At 41.5% G+C, this 19,782-nt stretch carries 17 protein-coding genes; 6 read left to right on the top strand and 11 right to left on the bottom strand.

The features are described 5' to 3' along the window. Positions 1 to 118: 118 nt before the first annotated feature. Positions 119 to 1,060, bottom strand: coding sequence for a hypothetical protein (locus Q0954_RS26710; RefSeq protein WP_299462419.1), 942 nt, complete (start codon positions 1,058 to 1,060; stop codon positions 119 to 121). A 373-nt stretch (positions 1,061 to 1,433) separates the two neighbouring features. On the opposite strand from Q0954_RS26710, the gene fmt reads away from it, so the two are divergent. Continuing rightward, on the top strand, positions 1,434 to 2,360 hold the full coding sequence (gene fmt / locus Q0954_RS26705; protein ID WP_299462416.1) for a methionyl-tRNA formyltransferase: 927 nt from the start codon (positions 1,434 to 1,436) through the stop codon (positions 2,358 to 2,360). 601 nt (positions 2,361 to 2,961) lie between these two features. On the opposite strand, the gene Q0954_RS26700 is transcribed toward fmt, so the two are convergent. From Q0954_RS26700 to Q0954_RS26680, 5 genes are all read right to left on the bottom strand, one after another. Continuing rightward, positions 2,962 to 3,333, bottom strand: a complete 372-nt coding sequence (locus Q0954_RS26700; protein ID WP_299462413.1) for a VOC family protein — start codon at positions 3,331 to 3,333, stop codon at positions 2,962 to 2,964. 249 nt (positions 3,334 to 3,582) lie between these two features. Then, on the bottom strand, positions 3,583 to 4,599 hold the full coding sequence (locus tag Q0954_RS26695) for a pirin family protein (protein WP_299462410.1): 1,017 nt from the start codon (positions 4,597 to 4,599) through the stop codon (positions 3,583 to 3,585). A gap of 129 nt (positions 4,600 to 4,728) precedes the next feature. Continuing rightward, positions 4,729 to 6,750 carry an aldo/keto reductase gene (locus tag Q0954_RS26690; RefSeq protein WP_299462407.1) on the bottom strand — a complete coding sequence of 674 codons (2,022 nt, stop codon included), beginning with the start codon at positions 6,748 to 6,750 and terminating at the stop codon, positions 4,729 to 4,731. A gap of 160 nt (positions 6,751 to 6,910) precedes the next feature. After that, a complete protein-coding gene (locus Q0954_RS26685) occupies positions 6,911 to 7,459 on the bottom strand; it encodes a TetR/AcrR family transcriptional regulator (protein WP_299462404.1) in 549 nt (182 codons plus the stop codon). A gap of 32 nt (positions 7,460 to 7,491) precedes the next feature. After that, a complete protein-coding gene (locus Q0954_RS26680; RefSeq protein ID WP_299462399.1) occupies positions 7,492 to 8,085 on the bottom strand; it encodes a DUF4291 domain-containing protein in 594 nt (197 codons plus the stop codon). A gap of 136 nt (positions 8,086 to 8,221) precedes the next feature. On the opposite strand from Q0954_RS26680, the gene Q0954_RS26675 reads away from it, so the two are divergent. Next, positions 8,222 to 8,827, top strand: coding sequence for a class I SAM-dependent methyltransferase (locus tag Q0954_RS26675; RefSeq protein WP_299462396.1), 606 nt, complete (start codon positions 8,222 to 8,224; stop codon positions 8,825 to 8,827). 189 nt (positions 8,828 to 9,016) lie between these two features. Here Q0954_RS26675 and Q0954_RS26670 read toward each other — a convergent pair whose 3' ends face one another. From Q0954_RS26670 to Q0954_RS26660, 3 genes are all read right to left on the bottom strand, one after another. Then, positions 9,017 to 11,212: an MBL fold metallo-hydrolase gene (locus tag Q0954_RS26670; RefSeq protein ID WP_299462393.1), complete on the bottom strand. Its 2,196-nt coding sequence runs from the start codon at positions 11,210 to 11,212 to the stop codon at positions 9,017 to 9,019. A gap of 137 nt (positions 11,213 to 11,349) precedes the next feature. After that, positions 11,350 to 13,038 carry an adenylate/guanylate cyclase domain-containing protein gene (locus tag Q0954_RS26665; protein ID WP_299462390.1) on the bottom strand — a complete coding sequence of 563 codons (1,689 nt, stop codon included), beginning with the start codon at positions 13,036 to 13,038 and terminating at the stop codon, positions 11,350 to 11,352. A 103-nt stretch (positions 13,039 to 13,141) separates the two neighbouring features. Continuing rightward, positions 13,142 to 14,368: an adenylate/guanylate cyclase domain-containing protein gene (locus Q0954_RS26660; RefSeq protein ID WP_299462388.1), complete on the bottom strand. Its 1,227-nt coding sequence runs from the start codon at positions 14,366 to 14,368 to the stop codon at positions 13,142 to 13,144. A 465-nt stretch (positions 14,369 to 14,833) separates the two neighbouring features. On the opposite strand from Q0954_RS26660, the gene upp reads away from it, so the two are divergent. From upp to Q0954_RS26640, 4 genes are all read left to right on the top strand, one after another. Then, positions 14,834 to 15,478, top strand: a complete 645-nt coding sequence (gene upp / locus Q0954_RS26655; RefSeq protein WP_299462385.1) for a uracil phosphoribosyltransferase — start codon at positions 14,834 to 14,836, stop codon at positions 15,476 to 15,478. A 71-nt stretch (positions 15,479 to 15,549) separates the two neighbouring features. After that, a complete protein-coding gene (locus tag Q0954_RS26650; RefSeq protein ID WP_299462382.1) occupies positions 15,550 to 15,996 on the top strand; it encodes a hypothetical protein in 447 nt (148 codons plus the stop codon). 472 nt (positions 15,997 to 16,468) lie between these two features. After that, the gene (locus Q0954_RS26645) at positions 16,469 to 16,951 is read left to right on the top strand and encodes a hypothetical protein (protein WP_299462379.1); all 483 of its coding nucleotides are present in this window, start codon (positions 16,469 to 16,471) and stop codon (positions 16,949 to 16,951) included. Between the two features lie 138 nt (positions 16,952 to 17,089). Further along, a complete protein-coding gene (locus Q0954_RS26640; RefSeq protein WP_299462376.1) occupies positions 17,090 to 17,821 on the top strand; it encodes a tetratricopeptide repeat protein in 732 nt (243 codons plus the stop codon). 392 nt (positions 17,822 to 18,213) lie between these two features. Here the strand turns inward: Q0954_RS26640 and Q0954_RS26635 are convergent, their stop codons facing one another. Together Q0954_RS26635 and Q0954_RS26630 are read right to left on the bottom strand one after the other, a co-directional pair. Then, positions 18,214 to 19,086, bottom strand: coding sequence for a sterol desaturase family protein (locus tag Q0954_RS26635; RefSeq protein ID WP_299462373.1), 873 nt, complete (start codon positions 19,084 to 19,086; stop codon positions 18,214 to 18,216). Between the two features lie 3 nt (positions 19,087 to 19,089). Then, the gene (locus Q0954_RS26630) at positions 19,090 to 19,560 is read right to left on the bottom strand and encodes a rhodanese-like domain-containing protein (protein ID WP_299462371.1); all 471 of its coding nucleotides are present in this window, start codon (positions 19,558 to 19,560) and stop codon (positions 19,090 to 19,092) included. Positions 19,561 to 19,782: the final 222 nt, after the last annotated feature.

Raw genomic sequence — 19,782 nt, 5'->3', positions numbered from 1 at the left:
GAATAATGCAAATCAATTGAATTTGTTCAAAAGTGTCTAATTGTCAACCCAAGGTCAACCTATTTCAGGCATGGACACAATAAAACTTGTCGCTTGTCACTAAAATCTTGTACCTGGTCTACCAATCATCTGCCGAATAGGTAAGCGACTTATACCTTGCCATTATCTCGTGTACCAAGTCATCGTTAAGGGTATTTTCAAAAATGTTTTGGTAAACCCCAGTGTTGGTTTTTAGGTCGTTCCAACTCCATTTTTTTTCGTAGCGCATCAAAAACTCCCAACTCCAGGGCAAGCCAGGGTTTTCGCTGAGTTTGCTCCAGTGCCATTTTTCAATATAAGCCTCAAACATTTGCTCAGACCAATGCAAGCCAGGGTTTTCGCTGAGTTTCTGCCAGTCCCACTTGCCAAAGTATTGCTTAAAGAATAGCTTGTTCCAGGGTACCCCACGATTATTGCTAATCTTGCGCCAGTTCCAATGGTCTATATAAGTCTCAAAAAAATCTTCGTTCCAGGGCAAGCCTACATTGGTGCTTAGGTAATCCCAGTCCCAGCGAGGCAAATATTTTTCAAAAAAAGTCAGACTCCAGGGGAGCCCACTATTCATGCTCAGGTTTACCCAGTCCCATTTATCTTTGTGCTTAAGCAAAAACTCTTCGCTCCAGGGCAAGCCACTGTTCATGCTCAAAAAAGCCCAATCCCAGCGGTCAGCGTATTTATCGAGCAAAGCCTCGTTCCAGGGCAACCCCGCATTGAGGCTTAAAAAGCCCCAGTCCCAACCATTTTCGTATTTTTCGAGCAACTCCAGCGACCACGGAAAACCAGAGTTCATGCTCAGTCCCCAATCCCATTTGTTGCGGTATTGGTCAAGCATCACCATCGACCAGTTGAGGTCTTTGTTTTCGCTCAAAAAGTGCCAGTCCCACTGATTTTGGTAGGAGTATAACAAATCGCCATTGATTGGGTATTGGTTGGCTATTAAGTGTACCAAAAAATCAGGTTGTTTGTCGAAAAGCGCTAAAATGCTTTGCTTGTCCAATACTTGTGTATCTTTTAATTCCATATTTGTGAACTTCCCAACACTGCAAAGATATACGATTAGCCAGCAGGCGTACCCCAGTTATACTGGAGGTTTGATATTCGTATAGGCAGAAAAGATTGAAAAAAGTGGGTGTTGGGTGGTGGTAAAAACTTATAATATAATACTAAAGAGCGCACCCTCAACTTGGGCTTGGTTTAGTTGTTGGCAAGTAGAGCACAAGCCAAGCGTGAAGCTTGCATCAAAACCTAGCAGTCATTGCGAATGTGTTCTTTACTTTGAATACTCAAAATAACTAAAATGTACAAGTAATATCAAGAATTTGATTTAATTTGCACGAAATTATCCAATGGTTGTACATTTTTAAATCATTACCAAGTTCAACAACATACAAAATATGCGCATTATATTTCTTGGCACGCCCGACTTTGCGGTACCAAGTCTGAAGGTTTTGGTAGACAATGGGTTCAACGTAGTGGCAGTAGTAACGGCTACTGACAAACGCGCTGGAAGAGGCAATAAAATAAAGACTTCGGCAGTCAAAGATTTTGCCTTAGAACATAACATTCCAGTGTTACAGCCCGAACGTCTCAAAGCTCCTGAGTTTATAGAAGAACTGGCAAGCTATCAGGCAGACCTGCAAATTGTGGTGGCTTTTAGAATGTTGCCCGAAGCCGTATGGAATATGCCTCCTTTAGGTACTTTTAATTTGCACGCCTCTTTGTTGCCTGATTATAGAGGAGCTGCTCCTATCAATTGGGCAATCATTAACGGTGAGAAAGAAACGGGCGTAACTACCTTCTTTTTGAAGCAAAAAATAGATACTGGCAATATTATTTTTCAAGAAAAAGCACCGATCTTGCCTGAGGACAACATAGGCACGATGTACGAAAAGCTTAAAAATATTGGCGGTGGTTTGGTGCTCAAAACAGTCAGGGCAATTCAAGTAGGAAAGTATCCGCAAACAGCTCAAGACCTAAGCAAAGAAACCCCGTCTGCCCCCAAGATATTTAGGGAAACCTGTGAAATAGACTGGAACAAAACCAGTGAACAAGTGCATAACCTGGTGCGGGGGCTTGCACCTATACCTGCGGCGTGGACAATGCTTCAGGGTAAAAACTGTAAAATTTATAAAACCAGTCTTGCCACCCCCCAGCTGCCCGAAGGGGTAGAGGTAAAGCAGCCAGGAGAGTATGTAACTGACAACAAAAAATATTTGTATTTTAAGACTGGAGATGGCTTTGTGGCTGTAGAAGATTTAAAGCTGGAAGGTAAAAAACGCATGGACGTAAAGTCGTTTTTGTCGGGCAATAAACTGGGCTAAGTGCTTTGAGTCTGGAGTTATCAACGGTAAGTATTTTTAAACCAAATAAAAAAGCAGTGGACTGATGTACTTCAGCCACTGCTTTTGTTTTACTTACATTAGCAGTTTCTTTTTAAAAAAAAGTAATGCCTTAGCAAATGCCCAGGCATTACTTGAACTTTGGGTACAATAACCCTAATTAACCCTGTAACTAATTTTTTGTATAGTGTATTGTTAAAATGAATAGTGCTGGTGTACTAAGGAATGGTGAGAAATTAAATTACCATTCTTGAGGTAGAGGTTTTGTTTTGAGACGAGGCTATTTTTTGCGCCCATAGCAGCGCTACGGGCAATAAAAATAACGAAGTATCAAGGCGAAAAATCACCCCTCAGAGTGTAAATTTATTTTTGAACAATTCCTAAGGTTGAAAGTGATGCAAAGCTAAGCGAAAGAAAATTAAACCACAAAAACATGGCGTAAGTGGTCGTTTTTACGGCATAAGTGGTAATTTGGGGGGAATTCGTGAAAATGAGGAGGATTTGATCAATTGGACACAAAAAAAAGCAATACCTCGAACAAGTCAAAAGTACTGCTTTTTATTAGGGGCTTTAGCCAAAAGGGTTATACATGCTGGTCCAGCAAAATCACGTTGCCGTCAGGATCGGTTACTACAGCACTGGCAGCACCCGTAGTGTTTTCGTCGGCTTCGGTGGTCATCTCTACTCCTTGGCTCTTGAGGTGTTGTTGAATAGCCCTCACATCATCAAAAGCCTCAGTCTTTTGAGCGTTGTCGTCCCACCCTGGGTTAAAAGTTAAAATATTGCTCTCAAACATTCCTTGAAATAAACCAATCAAGGTTTTTTCATTTTTCATAATGAGGTAATTCTTAGCGATGTCGCCCGCAAATACGCTAAAGCCCAATTTTTCATAAAAAGCTTTAGATGCATGAATATCTTTGACATTCAGACTTACAGAAAATGCGCCTAGTTTCATAATTGATGTTGTTTTGATTTATTCAAGAGTAATTAAACATAATTATGAACCAAGTGCTACTCTACCCTGTTATTTTTTTCGCCTCGGTTTGTGTTTCCACAAATCGCCTTATTACAGCAGATGGGAACATTATTTTTGAAGGTTTCGATCAGCTTGTGGAGACACGAGCTGAGGCGGTGACGTTACTTTTGAAAAAAGTAGCGTACTCAAGTGCAATAATAGCGGTGGGTTCATGCGCCATTTGGTTGATTATCCTTTCTCTACTACCGAACCATCAGCAAAACGGGCAAAACGTCCTTTTTCGCGGGGGTGTACGTGGTCGTGGGCTGGCCAAGGCCAACCGCCAAACTGAGTAGCCTGAAACATACGCATAGCGCTCTGAATTTCGTGGGCAGTATTCATTACAAAAGGGCCGTGTTGTACTACAGGCTCATCTATAGGTTTGCCCTGTAGTAGTAACAAAAAACTCTCTTGATCTCCATTTTCAATCAACACCTCAGCATTGGCTTGCACCTGTACCGAATGATACGGAGGAATATTTTCTCCGGCTACTTTCAATTGATTGCCTTTATAAAAATACAGCCGACGGTTGATGCCTGCCGAAGCAAGAGGCAATTGCCATTGCGCATTGACGTCCATTTTTATCGTCCAGATGGCCAGTTCATTGGCGGGGTCTGCCGCCCAAGAATCTGGGGCAGGTGCCGGGGCTTGAGTATCACCAAGTTTGCCTGCAATTACATCTACTTTAGTTTGTAGGTTTTGGGTATCAGTATGTTGGTATACGGGAATGTCTTCGTGCCATAGCATAGCAAAATGAGGGTCTGCCATTTTTTTGTGGCTGGGCAAGTTGAGCCATATTTGAAAAAGCTCAAAAGGGTTGTCGGCTTCCTGGTTGAGCAACGGAAACATCTCAGCATGTTGCACGCCTTTACCTGCAGTCATCCATTGCACATCACCATTGCCAAAGCGCCCCGCAGCTCCTAGTGAGTCAGAATGATCTACCAATCCAGTTTTAGCTATAGTTACGGTTTCAAAACCTCGGTGTGGATGTGCCGGAAAACCAGGGACCGTTTGCCCGTGGTACATCCTAAAGCCATCTTTTATAGTAAAGTCGTTGCCCAGGTTTCTGCCTGTCAACGATGCCTTAGGGCCCATCTGTTCGTTTCCGGCAGGGTAAAAATCTTCGTGATGTACACAAAACAAAAAAGGGTCACTGGTTTGCCAGGGAAAGCCCAACGGGGCTGTTTCTTTGATAGGGTTGTTCATACTGTCTTGTTTAATTGTTTGTTTGAACAACCATAACAAATTTGTGGCGAGGTAAGTTTAAAATGGGGAGGAGTGAAAAACCCCTCAGATTGAAGGCTATATTCAACCTGAGGGATGAACATCATTGTTTTAGACTATTTCACCTAAGAAGCCTTTCATTGTACCCCACTCCTCTACGGTATAGTTAAGTGCGGCTATTAGCTCTTGAGCTGATTGGTGGTTACAGGTCACACCCCCTAATAACCTTTCCAGGATATAATCTAATGTCCAGTCTAAATACCGTTTTTTAAGTCCAATACGTGAAGGAACCCGGATTGCCTTCAACTGCTCTAAATCGAAGTCGTTATTGGCTGTGACATAGTCTAAAATACTTTGGTCTGATTGTTTAATAGTCTCCCTCAATTGGTTGAAGTCTGTGTTATTAAGGAAGTGCTTAATGGCCGGAGGAAGATTTACTTCTGGACCATTTTCTTCACAATAATTCTTAGAGTTTACCCAGTAGTCTACATACATTGCTACATCCTCTTCTTTTTCTGTTTCTTGCGTTCTGGTACTACCATCTCCATATTTAGCCAGATTATCTAGTTGTCGCTGGGCATTGCCACTACTCAGAATCATATTGCTCTGGAACCCTTGATGGTCGCTTATGTTTTGCAACCTATTGACCATAGATTCGATGCCAGCTTTCATATAATCATAATCATTCCCTATATCTGGAATGGCCATTTCCTTGACCAAATCAATTACATCGTAATAAGCCAGGTCTGCCCCCAGGTCTTTAATCAAAGTTTGTAAGTCTTTATCTGCCAATACGCTTCCTGCCGAGTTTTCTACTATGTCTATGTGGCCTTCTTCGCTGAGTTCTTTGAGTAGGTGGGCATGATCACTCTTGATATTGCCCATGCCTACCTTCCCTACCAAACCTGCTGTTTTTAGTTGGTTCATTAATGTCCAGGCATCAGTCATTGGTTTTTTCTCATTGGTGGCATTATGTACCATTAAGGCGTCAATTCTTCCATCAAACATCTTAATAACTGGCATTAACCTTTCACTCAGCGCCTGTTGGTCTTCGTTTGCGTTGAGGTCAAATTTATATACAATTTCTACTTCATTTCTTGGCACCCCCTCTTGCTTAAGGGCTTTGGCAAGCTCTTGTGTATTGTTATAACCTTCTGCGCAGTCAAATCTTCTATATCCGGCTTGTACGGCTGACTTTAATGCTTTTAAATCTTTTCCATCCACTCCAAAAGTGAGCCAGGCAGCTTCTTTTCCTTTTTCGCTGGGTTGTAAATTAACAAATGTGTCTTCTCTGATATATACATCAGGCCCCATCTCTATCCCGTTCAGTTTCACCACCTGATACCAAACATAATGTTGAGGTCCATCCTCATCTACCTCTCTGTATGTTTCTTGGTTAGGTCCACGCCTTGAATCATAGGCATTATCAGTTTCTATTACCACATAATCGCCACGTTTGACTTTGTTCAATTGATTGCCGTCAAAGATAGTTTTATCCACCATTTTTACTAAATGGGTAAGTCCCGTGACCGCTTTTTCGGCTTCTACTCTCTGGATAGGGGAGGTTTGGATGCTACTTTGGGTAGGTTGAGGTATGGTCTGTAGGGAATCATCTGTTTTCATCTGCACAGCCTTGTCACCCATTACATCTGCCTCACGTTCCAAGCCAGGGTTGTCATTTATATGTACATTGCCTTTCATTTGCATGGTAGGTTGCACCCGTCCTTGCTTTTGCTGTACTACGTGCCAAGCCTCGTGGGGGAGGTGTTGTTCTTGTCCTGGGGCAAGGTGAATGTTGGTACCTTGGGCATAAGCGTGGGCTTTGAGTTGGGCAGGTTTGTCAGAGTTGCGGTGTACTTTTACATCGTCCATCGACTGCCCCGAAAGGTTTTCGATGCCCGACTTTAGGTGATCGGGCAACCCGGTATTGTTTTCTTTGCGTTGTATAGGCTGTTGCTTTGCTTGAATGGGCAAATTTTCCCCTTGCTTGCGTTGTATGGGATGTTGTTTGGCTTGAATGGTTTCTTGTTGCCCTTGTTTGGTGTGGTGAATGTTGGCCTGTTTTTGCACTACATTACTGGTATTTTGACTGTTGTTTTGATGGTTTTTTTCAGCGTGGATATTTTTATACATGATAATAGCTATTTGGTCAGTTGTTGTGTGATTGATAAAGCCTTGAAGGGCAAACAGGAACCCTCCACAAAATTGATGCGAAACCATTGCTTTGTTTACCCTAAGTAAGTGAAAGTTGTTTTGGGTAGGGTAGTTTTTTTGAGGGCACAATGTTCAGGCTTTAGCTGGCAGACTGTATCAAATCTTTCACTGTAGCCTTTATCTTGATAAAATAATCAGACAACCATTCGTGGGTGAGGTTTTCTGCGGTAATTTGTAAATAAAAATTTTCCATGAGTAAATCCAGCATATTTTGCGCAAGTGGCACCTTGGGGGCAATGCCCAACTCCAGCGCCCACACCTGCAAAAATGCTTCATTTACATATTGGGTCGACTTTTCGAAACATAATCGGAATGCCTCTACCTGGCGGTGTACCCTTAGTTGACGATTAAATAACAAGTCTTGTTTGGCATCAACTAATACCTCCACCAGGTCGGGTGCTATATTTTTACATTGGTTTTCCCGTTCGGCAATCAAGGCTGCCTGGTGTAAATGATAATGTAGCAGAAACTCGGTAAATACCTCAAGGTCGGCAAAGTGATGATAAAACGAAGATTTGCTTTTTTGCACCTTTCGGGCAATTACCTCTACTTTCAAACCTTGTGGACCTGCTTGAGCAAATAATTGGTAGCCTGCCAATACCCAAGGCATTTGCTTGTCTTTAATCATGACTTATTGTATGTTGGTAGTTGTATCAAAACCTATTTAATACCAATTCGCTTTTGCAATTCGTCGGGCAAAATATATACCCGCTCTTTGGGCAAAAGCCGTTTGGCTTCTTTGTATTTTCCTTGTTTTTTCAATTGACTTATTTTTTTGGTAAGCGGAGTCAAATCATCAATGGCTACGATCCACTCGTTGTTATATTCCTCAATTAAATGGCGGCTAATGCCTACTTGAATAGAGCGTACCTGAAGTTTGGCACCTCGCAAGGTTCTTTCAGGGTCCCATTGTATGTGTACTTTTGCCTGTTCAAACTTCCGTTCCCAATCGAGTCCATCGGCATAAATAGCTAAGTCGGGGTGGGTGAGTACCCCCAACGACAAAGCGTACTCCCAATAGGCACGTTTGATTTTAATGCCCAAAATAAACTCTTGCTGAGGTTTGGTTGCCCAATTACTGCGTTCCATCAGCCATAAGTAAGAGGGCTTGATCCAAGTCATACGATGAAACGAAAAAGGGTGGCTAAACTGATTGTTTTCTATAGCAGGCAGGGCAATCGTTTTACCATAGGCCTGATATACTGTAATTGTGTCGGCATCGTATTGGGCACGTATTTCTTGAGTGTTATTCATTGGGTGGTTATTTTTTAAATACTTTTGTGCGATGGCTTGTTTTTACTATTTTACTCTATATACCTTATATCAAATGAGATTTTACGCTTGTATTCTGCTTTTGTTTTCTTTATGGTTTACCGCTTGTTCCCCAAAAGTGCGCCCTTATAAATGTGGGGCAGTATTGAGCCAAAAACAAATCAAGAAATCGTTTGCCCCATTGGTGCAACTATTGGGTTTAAAGCCTGGCACTACCTTCGCCGACATTGGTGCATCGGGTGGGGCTTATTCGGTGATGATTTCTACCCTTACCAAGGGCGTTACTTATTATATTCAAGATGTTGACACTATTTGTCTCAATCGGCAAGAACTAGACAAGGTTTTGGCGTATTATAGCCAACAAAGTGGAGTAACTTTGCCCAAACAAAATACTTACTACCTTACCATAGGTGGATTTAGACAAACCAACTTGCCCAACCAAACTTTTGATGTGATATATACCAATGCCACTTTTCATGCATTTAGGTACAAAAAAGAAATGATCAGCGATATTTACCAAAAGCTCAAACCAGGGGGATATTTATTTATTCGTGACGGTTTGGCAACATCTGACACACCTCAAAATTGTCCTGACAAAAATTGCAATGCCCCCTTTGTACAGGAAAAAGAATTGATCGACATTGTGCAAAGTTGCCACTTTAGGTGGGTCGAAAAAAACAAGAACTTTAGTGGGTATCCTATTTTTAAGTTTCAAAAAAATTGATAGGTATAGTATACAGCCCCGACAGGGTGTAGCTTGCGACTTGTCGCTTGAAGCTTGCCCTTGTCGGGGCTATGGACTATTGAGCAAGTGGATAGTCAGTAAAAAGTGCCCAATGCCCTAAAGTTGAGCCAACATCGGCTTATATTTGTTGCTGTGCTATGATGCTGTCAAAGTTTAAAGGAGTATTCCTTATTCGTCTATATCCTGCTGACGTTTATTAAATGTTTCGGTAAGTTTCCAATAAATGATAGGAATATCTATGGCGTGACCAAGGGGCAACACATATACATCGCTATCCTCCGGAAAGTACACCTTGTAGTCTTGGTCTGTTGGAGCAAAAAACGCCTCCGCCCCAAAAAAATCTTCGCATACATAAGTTTTACTCTCCGAGTCTACCATTGCCTTGCCATTTTTTACGATATACAATGCCTCGTTTTGACGCAGGTCAAACTGATCTCCTTTTTTGTAAGATTGTTTGCTCATCAACTGGGCCGTTTTGATGTATACTGGCAACGAAATATTATCACCAAACAACCAGGTACGCTCCAGGTAATGCACCAACGATTCTACCTCGTCGAGTTTTTGCACCATGTTGTTGCGGCGTACAAAATCCTTGTAAAGAGTGGTGGGTATTTGTACTGCCTGCACATAGCAAGAGGTAATACAAGTAGCTTTGGCTGCTATTTCGCGGTCATCGATATAATAGCCAATAAGCGACCCTGCCGACAATGAATTACGGATACCCATCTCAAAAATAAGTTCGACAAACCCCGTAAGCAGTAAATAAATATGGTCGGGCTGCTTGCCCTTGCGAAACAGGGTAGTACCTGCATTGATCGTAATAAAAGGACAGTTGACCAATATGGCAAGTTCGTAATCGGGGGTATTGGGGAAATAAAACTTGAGATAATCGTAGGCAAACTTGGTCAACACATTTTGGTTGGTAGGGGTAAGCAAGTCAACGCTGCCAAAGGGCGCCACCGAACCCACCTCTTTTTGGGTATCGGTTAGGGGTTGGTCAGTATGAGCCAGCACAATCTTGTCCGACATATCGTCTATAAAGTCGTGGGCTTCACCGTGTACATGGCCGCCCCCAATGTCAACTTTTTTGAGATTAGTACGCGCAAAATAAGCGTCTTTTATTTTCTGGTACAGTTGGTAAGAAGCATCATTGCTTAAACGATCATCGAACATCGAATCAAGTTTTTTCAACGACGAAATGTCGGCAAGGTGGGCATAAGTACGGTAGGTGTTGTCCCAGAAAGTACGGAAATAAAAAACGTTGGTCTCTATGGGGTGTAGCGACAGCATCGGCTTTACCTCCAACCCATTGATGTTGTTCCATTCGTCAAGGGCAAGGTCTTGCACGTCAAAATAATGATTAAAACTTTCTTCTGAAATAGACATCAACGCACTGAGTTTTTTGGCAACTGATGCCCTTACCAGCGGCGATGCAAAGTACTTGATGCGGTGGTCAGACTTCAAAAAAGCGGTTAAACCAGCAAAATGATCGTCGTGGGCATGGGTATTAAAAATACCTTCTATTTCGTTGATACTAATGCCCAGCGCATTGAGGCTGGTCATGAGGTCGGGGCCTGCATCGATCAGGTAAATTTTACCCTGAAACATCACCACACTTGCCATACAGGGACGATTTACATCCCAGGCGTTTCCTTCTCCGGTGTGCAACACAGCAAAGTACTCGCGCTTGATATTATGATAGCCCAGGTAATAAGGTGCTTCGTATTCTTCGGTGGGTTTCAGGTTCAGGTTTACGTTTACACTATTGTCTTGGTAGCTAAATTCATATTTGTTAAAACCTTTTCGCTCCACGTATACGCCATTCCGAATCTCTACTTTGCCTTTATTCAGCGATAGTTGATCTACGAGTTGGTCAGGGGTGGTTATTTTGCCAAAAGCAAACTTAAGCTTAAAGCGCATAATTTCTTCGGCCATTTCGTCTGACATACCCGTGGCCATTATTTCATCTTTGGTAATGAGCCCATAATTGCCCCGATGAATATAGGCAAGTTGAGCCGCCAACTGTTCGTCAATTCCCATCATCAGCGGTTTTAACCCGGTATTATTGGGGTGTTTGGGAATGTGCATGCCCTGTGAGTAGAGCATCTGCAGAATAGGAAACTCGGCAAGGTTAGAGAAGCCTCCGTTTTGGAGCAATGCATCAGACAATAAAATAGCATTGGGGCCTGTTTCAAATTCAAGGTCGTCTTTTTCTACTTTGGCAATCAGCCCTCGTTTTTTAAGATGCTTTACACTATCTGCCGGACAGCCACACAAAATGTATAGGCGGACTTCTGGAACCTGAACCCAATAAATTCCGGTAGCTACTTTTATCTTCTCTATTTTCTTTGGTGCAATTATCATCTTTTTAAGTCTTCGTTAAGGGTCTGATTGCCAAATATGTTTGATGAAGTGAGGTCAGCTTCTCAAATCTAAAAAAGTATGCAAGTATTTGGCTAAATTTAAATGATTATACTGTTTGGTCAAAATAAAACAGAAAATTATGCGTCTATCAAACCATGTTCAGCCATTTTCTCTCTGAACAATTCATTTGGCTTGATTCCTTCATAGCTTTCTGACAGTTCGGGTATGATACCTTTGACAAGGTACATATCTATTTCTCCTTTGCCTTTTGCCTGTACTTTGCCGTGATATTCACACTCAAAGAAATCTTTTACCAGCTCATAAGTGACCTGAGATACACTAATTTCGTTTACCACCCCATTGCTTTCCATTCGGCTTGCCGTGTTTACGGTGTCGCCCCATACATCATAGGCAAATTTTTTGGTACCAATCACCCCTGCTATCAAAGGCCCTGTGTTGATTCCCAGGCGCAGTTCCCATACTTGTTCACCCCTTAAGAGTTTCTCAGTACGGAAGTCGGCCATAAATTTTCTAATGCTTAATGCAGCCAACGTAGCATCTACAGCATTGCTTTTATTCTCGTTAGGTATGCCCCCTACACACATGTAGGCATCACCTATAGTTTTTATTTTTTCAAGATTATATTCTTCAATAATTTGGTCAAAAGCAGCAAAGCAAGTGTCCAGATTTTTTACAATTTCTGCCGGATCGGTAAACGAAGCAATTTTGGTAAATCCTTTAAAGTCGGTAAACATAACGGTAGCCATGTCGTAATTGCGCACCTGTGACCTTCCGTTTACTTTGAGCTCTTCGGCTACATCACTGGGCAAAATGTTGAGCAATAGCTTGTCCGATTTGTCTTTTTCTAAATTAATCTCTTCGTTGGCTAGTTTCAACTGTTCACTTTGTTCCATGATCTCTTCGCTTCGGTGCTTAATTTCGGCATTCATGCGTTCTATTTTTATATTTTGCTCGGCAAGATCATTCCGTTTCTTGCGTAGCAAAAAGAACCCATACACCATAAAAGCCGCAAATACCAGAATAAGCACTAATCCAATAACGGCTGCCCATAAGCGTTGATCTGCGGCTTTTTTTTGCGAATCTCTAAAGCGCAACATATAGTCATACTTTAGCGATTTGCCCTTGAGCTTGTCATCGTCAATACTGCTCCTTATTTCGTGCGATCTTTCATAACTATTCAAAATCTCCTGGTTATCACCTCCTTTCCAGGCTTTAATATCGCCTACGGTTTCATACATATCCGAAAACTTGACCAACCAAGGGTCACTCAATTTGTTTTGTTGATAAAATACTTCCAGAATTTGAATGGCTTTTTGAGCGGTTTCCAAAGACTTGTCGTAATAGTCGGTATTGAGGTAATTAAAATTGTAATAAAACCTGGCAAGTTTAATAAGCACCGCTGCCTGACTGATAGAGTCTTGGCGTTCTTTAAATATTTCGAGTGCCTTGTTATAGTTATCCACCGCTTTAGCATAATCGCCCCCTTTGGCATTTTCGTGTATTTGCCCCATAAAGGTGTATACCTTCGACAAAGTTTTAGGGTCGTTGAGTCTTTTGGCAATGCTAATGCCCAACTTGGCATGATAAAGCGCTGCGTTGTTGTAGGCTACTACCTGCCCCGGAGTACCATCCAGTTTTACCAAAGTCAAGGCGTAGTCCATACGTAGAATAGCCTTGGCAGTATCGTTGCGTGTGGTAAACAATGCTTGACGTACACTGTCCAGGTGAATTTTTTGTGCATAACTGTGCTGTGCTATCAGGCACAACAACACAATAGTCAGTATCTTTCCTTGTTTCTCCCTCATTAAGCTTCTCTTTGAGCTGTTTTGCAATCTGTTTGAATAATGTATTTTTTGGTGTAATTACCTGACAAATGCCAGGCATTAGAAACGCGCAATTCTTTTGCCACTATTGGTGTTTGCCTGCCCTTATCTCTTTTACTGTTTCTATAAATTCAGCAGAAGGCTTCAGGCCCTCCTGGTCGCTGGCAAATTCGGGTTTGATACGGTTTACAAAATACATGTCTACCTCACCTTTGCCTTTTACATTTACTTTGCCCCGGTATTCACACTCAAAGTAGTCTTTGACCAGTTGGTGGGTTACCCCCGAAATATTTACTTTATTTACTTCTCCATTGCTTTCCATACGGCTGGCTGTATTTACTGTGTCACCCCATACGTCGTAAGCAAACTTATTTTTGCCAATGACTCCTGCCACCAGTGGTCCCGTGTTGATGCCTAGCCTTAGCTCCCAGCACAAATCGTTGGAGTTACGGCGAGCTTCTTTGTGCTGGTGCATAAAGTTTTGCATTTCCAGGGCAGCACACACCATTTCTATAGAGTTGCTGGTATTGGGCTGGGGTATGCCCCCGGCTGCCATATAAGCGTCGCCTATAGTTTTTATTTTTTCAAGCTCATACTTTTCCATGATCTCGTCAAAGGCAGTAAAATAATACTCAAGGTGCTTGACTACATCGGCTGCCGACATTTTTTCGGCGGCTGTGGTAAATCCCTTGATGTCGGCAAATAATACCGATACCATGTTGTAGTTGCGTGCCTCAGAGCGTCCACTTACTTTTAATTCTTCGGCAATATCTTCAGGCAAAATATTGAGAAGCAGTTCATCTGATTTGGCTTTTTCCTGCTTAATTTGTTCTTTTTTTCTTTGGATCAACCGATTACTTTCGGCGAGTTTTTCTTCAAAGTAATTTTGCCTGCGCGACCGCTTGATGAGTACTTGTAAAATACCTCGTAAAATCTCTATTTGCCCCAGCATTACTTCATAAAATATCCTTTGCTCTAGTTTGAGTAAACGGGTCTTTACTACCCCCGAAACCGACGCCGAGCGTGCTTCAGTGTCTAACATAGAGTATTCGCCAAAAACCTGTCCTTTGCGCAATACCGCAAACACATAAGTTTTGTCATGCACTTTTACGGCGCCATCGGCAATAATATACATAGCTTCGCCCTGGTCACCTTTATGAAAAACAGCTTGCTCTGCTTTTAAAATGCCTTCTTTGAGCTTAGAGGCTATATTTGCCAGGATTTTTTCGTTGGTGGTAGAAAAAATATCCACATCTTTGAGAATTTCTATGCGTTCCTCTAAACTAACTCTGGGCTTTGATACTGTATGCATGATTAGTGTTTAGAATGTGAGGTAATCAGGCCAATCATAAAACTTGTTCGTGAAGTTTTAGTTGCAAATGATTACTATGGTCTTTTAAAATTAAGAACATCCCAATATAATTCAAATATATTGCCTACTTGTCTTTCTCTTGAGCTTTTTCTTGTAGGTGTGCTTGGGCTGAATGATTCTTTAAATGTATGGTACAATGGTTTTTAAAGCGTCAACCATCAAACCAAATAATCCTTTTAGACTACAATCTAATCATTTTATAAAAGCTTAGGAACTTGGTCAAAATAAGTGTTCGAATTTGACCAAGACATTCGACATTAGGCGAGGGACTTTTTAAGTGCTTAGCCATAGCTACGGACGCAAAAAGTAACGAAACATAATAAAAGAATGTCGCAGTAAAAACAGACAGTTATTGCGATCACGTTCCTTAGTCGTATATTGCACCCCAGAACCATTATTGATTATATGTTTGTATTCACCAATACCAATTCTATCGCTAACCAGTTTATAGCCGAGTTAAGAGACATACATGTTCAACAAGACAGCTTTCGGTTTCGTACCAATATGGAGCGTTTGGGGAGCTTGTTTGCTTATGAAATTTCAAAGCAACTTGCCTACAGTCAAACCTCGGTAAAAACTCCCTTGGGCGAAGCTCCTACCCAGCTTTTGACAAAACAACCTGTACTTGCTACTATCCTACGGGCTTCTCTTCCCCTTTATAATGGTTTTTTGAGTATATTTGATAAGTCCGAAAGTGCTTTTATAGGAGCCTATCGGGGAGCGCACAAAGCAGACAATTCTTTTGACATAGTACAAGGCTATACTGCTACGCCCAGCCTCCAGGACAGGGTCTTGATATTGATTGATCCTATGCTTGCCACGGGCAAATCTATGGTGTCTACCTATGAGCAGTTGCTGCGTTATGGCACACCCGCCGAGCTACACATTGTGTCTATCATTGCCAGCAAACCAGGGGTAGCTTATGTGCAGGAAGCTTTGCCTCAGGCTAAACTCTGGATGGGTGATGTTGACGAAGAAATGAATCACAAGTCGTACATAGTGCCGGGGTTGGGCGATGCTGGCGACCTGGCTTTTGGCGAAAAGCTTTAAACAATAACAAAAAAGAGCCGTTTTTAAAGTTTATGTGTTACTTATCATAGATAATTTAATAATTAATAGGTATGGAGCTTTGGCTAAAATATTTGAGCGTAATAGCGGGGAGTATGTTCAAGTTTTTGTTTGGCCCGCTGATTAGCATTGCCAACGGACTTTCGTTTTTAGAATCTTGTGTGCTCACTGTAATAGGGATGATGCTCAGTGCCATTTTACTGTCATTATTGGGCGAACAAATCAAGAAAAAAATATTCAATAGATATTTTAAACCCAAGCGTTTGTTTACCAAAAACAGACGTCGTACGGTGCGCATTTGGCGCAAATACGGGCTTGCTGGGGTGGCTTTTCTTACCCCGGTAATATTTATGCCTATAGGTGGTCCACTCATTGCCACTTATTATGGCGAAAGCTGGAAGCGTATTGTTCCTTATATGTTTGTAAGTGCGATTTTTTGGAGCCCGGTGACCACTGGTTGGGTGTATTTTTTGGGCGATATGATTCAAAGTAATGCATAACCCCAACTCATACAAAAGCAAGCAGTAAAGTATTGATTAAAATAACTACACCTGTCTGGATATATCATCCTGACAGGTTTTTTTGTGTCCCCATTTTTCACAGCAATACTCCGCTTTGCTTTAGGACATATTGAAATAGCAGTTTTTGACAACTTAGTTAAGAACAAACCCCTTACATTTGTGTCAAACCATTTCCATGAAAAACCTCTTAAATATGGCTTTGCATAAGCCTTACTAGAAACGCTTGTATAACCCAGCAAAGTTGTAAAACTTTGAAAGAACCAGGTGCGCCCACTTGCTTATGCGAGTGGGTGCTCAAAAGAGTAACAGATAGAATGGGTTAGTTTAGTGAAGTCTTCTTTGGTATTGTCAAAGAAGACTTTTTCTATTTGATACCGATTACATTATTTCTCTCCACTCTCAAGTCCTATATTTGTATAATAGTTCAATCAATTAAACAAATTTATACAATATGAAAAACATCTTTTCGGTATTGACAATCTGCCTTTTGTCTTTTGGTATGTGGTCGTGCAAAGCCAAGTATTATGAAAAGCATCAAGAGGTAGCAAAACGTGACATACTCAATTGGGAGGCCAGTGATGTGAAAAAATTTGAGGTAGAAATTGACGACACCCAATCTAAATTTAACCTTGGTGTAGTGTTGCGTCACCACGCAAAAATTGCACATCCGTCGGTCACTGTACAAGTAACCATTACTTCGCCATCGGGCAAGAAAACAGCTAAAAACCAAGAGATTCGATTGAAAGATAATGCGGGTAAACTAGTGGGAGAGGTAGCGGGCGATATTGTAGATGTTACCTCTTTTGTAGAAAAAGGGTATAGTTTTGCCGAAAAAGGAAAGTATACTTTCGATGTGGCGTTAGTGTCTAAAATGAGCTTGACTGGATTTATGAGCGTGGGTTTTGTGATAGAGAAGCCAGAGGCAGCCAAGTAGCATGGCTTTGCACACATAAAAGATTTACCCCTTGAGCTTATTTGTAGGTCAAGGGGTTTTTTGTTGAACAAAATCATTAAATTTGCGGTTTTGTTCATAATTCGTCATTATACACATTACAAACTTGAACATATAGCAATGGCAGATAACAACCGTTTTTTTGAAGAGGGAATGACTTTATACAATGCAGAAAAGTATGAAGAAGCTATAGACTTATTTACCCAGGCTTTGGCAAAAGAAATGACCCACGTGGGAAGTTTATACCAGCGGGGACTGAGTCATACCAAATTGCGTAATTTCGACCAGGCATTCCGCGATTTTAACCAGGCGATTGCTTTTGCCCCTCATATTGCCGCTATTTATTCAGAACGAGGTGTGGTATATTATCACCAAAAAGACTATAAAAAAGCCATGCAAGACATGGACAAGGCAGTAGCCCTGGAGCCCCAGGAAGCTTATCGTTATGCCAGCCGTGCTTATTTGAGAGCAGCTGTAGGCGATAAACTAGGGGCATTGAACGATTACCGCAAAGCCCTGGAGCTAGACCCTAACGATGCCATTGTACAAAACAATCTTGGCTTGCTCGAAGAGAGTATGGGCTACAGCAAAGATGCCCACAAGCGCTACGAAGAAGCCGATCGGCTCATGGGCATCAGCAAAGAAGAGCAACAAAAACGTTTTGATAAAATTGTAGAAGACCACAAAATTGCGGAAGCTTCACGCAAGATGCAACAGGATGCGCCTCCCCCTGTAGTCAAGCCTCAAACCAAAGACTACTTTCAAGTAATGAAAAGCGTGTTTACCTCTAAAGAGCGTTTTGGTGAATTCAAAGATTTTGTCAAAGGGAAGTTTGGCAAGAAAAAATCTTAAATAGCCTTAGGAATTGTTCAAAAATAAATTTACACTCTGAGGGGTGATTTTTCGCCTTGATACTTCGTTATTTTTATTGCCCGTAGCGCTGCTATGGGCGCAAAAAATAGCCTCGTCTCAAAACAAAACCTCTACCTCAAGAATGGTAATTTAATTTCTCACCATTCCTTATTGTTTGAGGGGGTGTGAAGTGTAGGTAAGTACCAAGGCAGCATTAAACATACCTAATGAATAGGTGTAACTGCTTTATGATGAGTAAGTTGCTCTTACTTGTAGCCCATAGCTAATTACTCGCTACTTATGCCCAAGCATATCAACGTAAAAACAAAAGGGGCATTACCGCAACGGTTGCCCCTGTTTACTTGACAATGTGGATTACAAAACCTAAGGGCTCATTTTTTTGTAAAAGGCTCTTTGAGTTGCCCTAAAAAAGTCTCTGGGTATTGTTCTACCTCGTCGAAACCAAGTGGGATGTCTTTGCCCGAATGAGGCACATAAGCCGTACCAAACAAATAATCCCAAATACTCAAAGAAATGCCAAAATTCATCCCATAAGGGTGTTGTTGAGGCAAGTGTTTGGCGTGGTGCCAAATGTGCATATGGGGGTTGTTAAATATATATTTGAGTAGCCCATAGTTCCAACGAATGTTGGCGTGGTTGAGGTGGCCAATGAGAATAGTAAAGGCGTGCAGCAGGAAAAAATCTTTGATCCCAAACCCTATCATGGTAAGCGGCACATACAAAATACCCTTATAAATAATGGTTTCCATCGGGTGAAAACGCAAGTGTGCCGCAAACCCCATTTCTTCTACCGAATGGTGCACCTTATGAAACTGCCACATCCAATTGACCCGGTGTAGCATCACATGTATGCCCCACTGAATAAAATCGGCAAGAACAAACATCAACAAAAACTGTTGCCAGCCCGCCCAACTATTTACTTGAATGGCTACTAGGTTTGTGACCCCAAACATTGCCAAAAAGTCCTTAAACAGTTCCACAAATACATTGGAAATGGCATTGTAAGCTACCAGTGAAAACAAGAAAAAGTTGAAAAACATATAAAAAGTATCTTGCCAAAACCCTTTTCTAAGCAGGGGTTGGTTTTTGCGCCAGGGTACCGCCACCTCTAGTACCAACACCAGCAAAGAAACTGCTATGAGGTAATAAAAATAGTTATGCCACGATGGATGAGTCATCTCATACCATAAATAATTGGCATAACCTGTAAAAGAATCTGCAATTACTTTTAAATATTTATCCATTGGTTATTTTTCAATCGTATAGCCCAATTGTTTCCAGGCGCCAAAACCACCATCCAGGTTATATACTTCTTTAAAACCCGCTGCCTTCATTTTTTTCATTGCCTTTCCACTACGTCCGCCTACAGCACAGTACACATACACAGGCCTGCTTTTGTCGAGTTTGGCTACCTGGTCGTCAAAATCAGGCTTGTAAAAATCAATATTGGTTGCTTTGGGCAACTTGCCTTTATCTACTTCTGCCTGGGTGCGTACATCCAACACAATGCCTGCCTTAGTGCCCATCAACTGCTTGAATGCTTCGGGTTTGATGTTGGTAAAGGCAACTACTTTAGTGGAAGATTGTTTGGTGTTTGCTTCATTATTAGTAGTTGTTTTGTTGCTGTCTTGGGTGTTATTGGCAGTTTCATTATTTTTTTTACTGCCACAAGCAGCAAGTATCGCCACCATTATACATATAGAAAATAGTTTGTTCATTGCTTTTGTTTTTAGAGTAAACTCAATATTAGGCACTGTAGGTATAATCACCTACTAGTGAGCAGTAAATATATAAAATAATTACTTATGAACTCTTGTTCATATTTGTTTACTCTTTGCTTCAAACCTGCCAGGATTCTATAACGACGCTAAAAAATCCTGGCAGGTTTTCGAAGACAATTCACCCAAAAACCCATACACAAGTCGTTTTTCAAGTCTTGG

The organism is uncultured Microscilla sp., assembly GCF_947493425.1.
Taxonomy (GTDB): Bacteria; Bacteroidota; Bacteroidia; order Cytophagales; family Microscillaceae; genus Microscilla.
The sequence above is the reverse complement of the archived record's forward strand: the minus strand, read 5'-3'. Positions and strand labels throughout refer to the sequence as shown.

Excerpts from the sequence above, each read along its gene's own strand:
- Q0954_RS26710 (WP_299462419.1), bottom strand. The coding sequence starts at position 1,060 with ATGGAATTAAAAGATACACAAGTATTGGACAAGCAAAGCATTTTAGCG.
- fmt (WP_299462416.1), top strand. The coding sequence starts at position 1,434 with ATGCGCATTATATTTCTTGGCACGCCCGACTTTGCGGTACCAAGTCTG.
- Q0954_RS26700 (WP_299462413.1), bottom strand. The coding sequence starts at position 3,333 with ATGAAACTAGGCGCATTTTCTGTAAGTCTGAATGTCAAAGATATTCAT.
- Q0954_RS26695 (WP_299462410.1), bottom strand. The coding sequence starts at position 4,599 with ATGAACAACCCTATCAAAGAAACAGCCCCGTTGGGCTTTCCCTGGCAA.
- Q0954_RS26690 (WP_299462407.1), bottom strand. The coding sequence starts at position 6,750 with ATGTATAAAAATATCCACGCTGAAAAAAACCATCAAAACAACAGTCAA.
- Q0954_RS26685 (WP_299462404.1), bottom strand. The coding sequence starts at position 7,459 with ATGATTAAAGACAAGCAAATGCCTTGGGTATTGGCAGGCTACCAATTA.
- Q0954_RS26680 (WP_299462399.1), bottom strand. The coding sequence starts at position 8,085 with ATGAATAACACTCAAGAAATACGTGCCCAATACGATGCCGACACAATT.
- Q0954_RS26670 (WP_299462393.1), bottom strand. The coding sequence starts at position 11,212 with ATGATAATTGCACCAAAGAAAATAGAGAAGATAAAAGTAGCTACCGGA.
- Q0954_RS26665 (WP_299462390.1), bottom strand. The coding sequence starts at position 13,038 with ATGAGGGAGAAACAAGGAAAGATACTGACTATTGTGTTGTTGTGCCTG.
- Q0954_RS26660 (WP_299462388.1), bottom strand. The coding sequence starts at position 14,368 with ATGCATACAGTATCAAAGCCCAGAGTTAGTTTAGAGGAACGCATAGAA.
- upp (WP_299462385.1), top strand. The coding sequence starts at position 14,834 with ATGTTTGTATTCACCAATACCAATTCTATCGCTAACCAGTTTATAGCC.
- Q0954_RS26650 (WP_299462382.1), top strand. The coding sequence starts at position 15,550 with ATGGAGCTTTGGCTAAAATATTTGAGCGTAATAGCGGGGAGTATGTTC.
- Q0954_RS26645 (WP_299462379.1), top strand. The coding sequence starts at position 16,469 with ATGAAAAACATCTTTTCGGTATTGACAATCTGCCTTTTGTCTTTTGGT.
- Q0954_RS26640 (WP_299462376.1), top strand. The coding sequence starts at position 17,090 with ATGGCAGATAACAACCGTTTTTTTGAAGAGGGAATGACTTTATACAAT.
- Q0954_RS26635 (WP_299462373.1), bottom strand. The coding sequence starts at position 19,086 with ATGGATAAATATTTAAAAGTAATTGCAGATTCTTTTACAGGTTATGCC.
- Q0954_RS26630 (WP_299462371.1), bottom strand. The coding sequence starts at position 19,560 with ATGAACAAACTATTTTCTATATGTATAATGGTGGCGATACTTGCTGCT.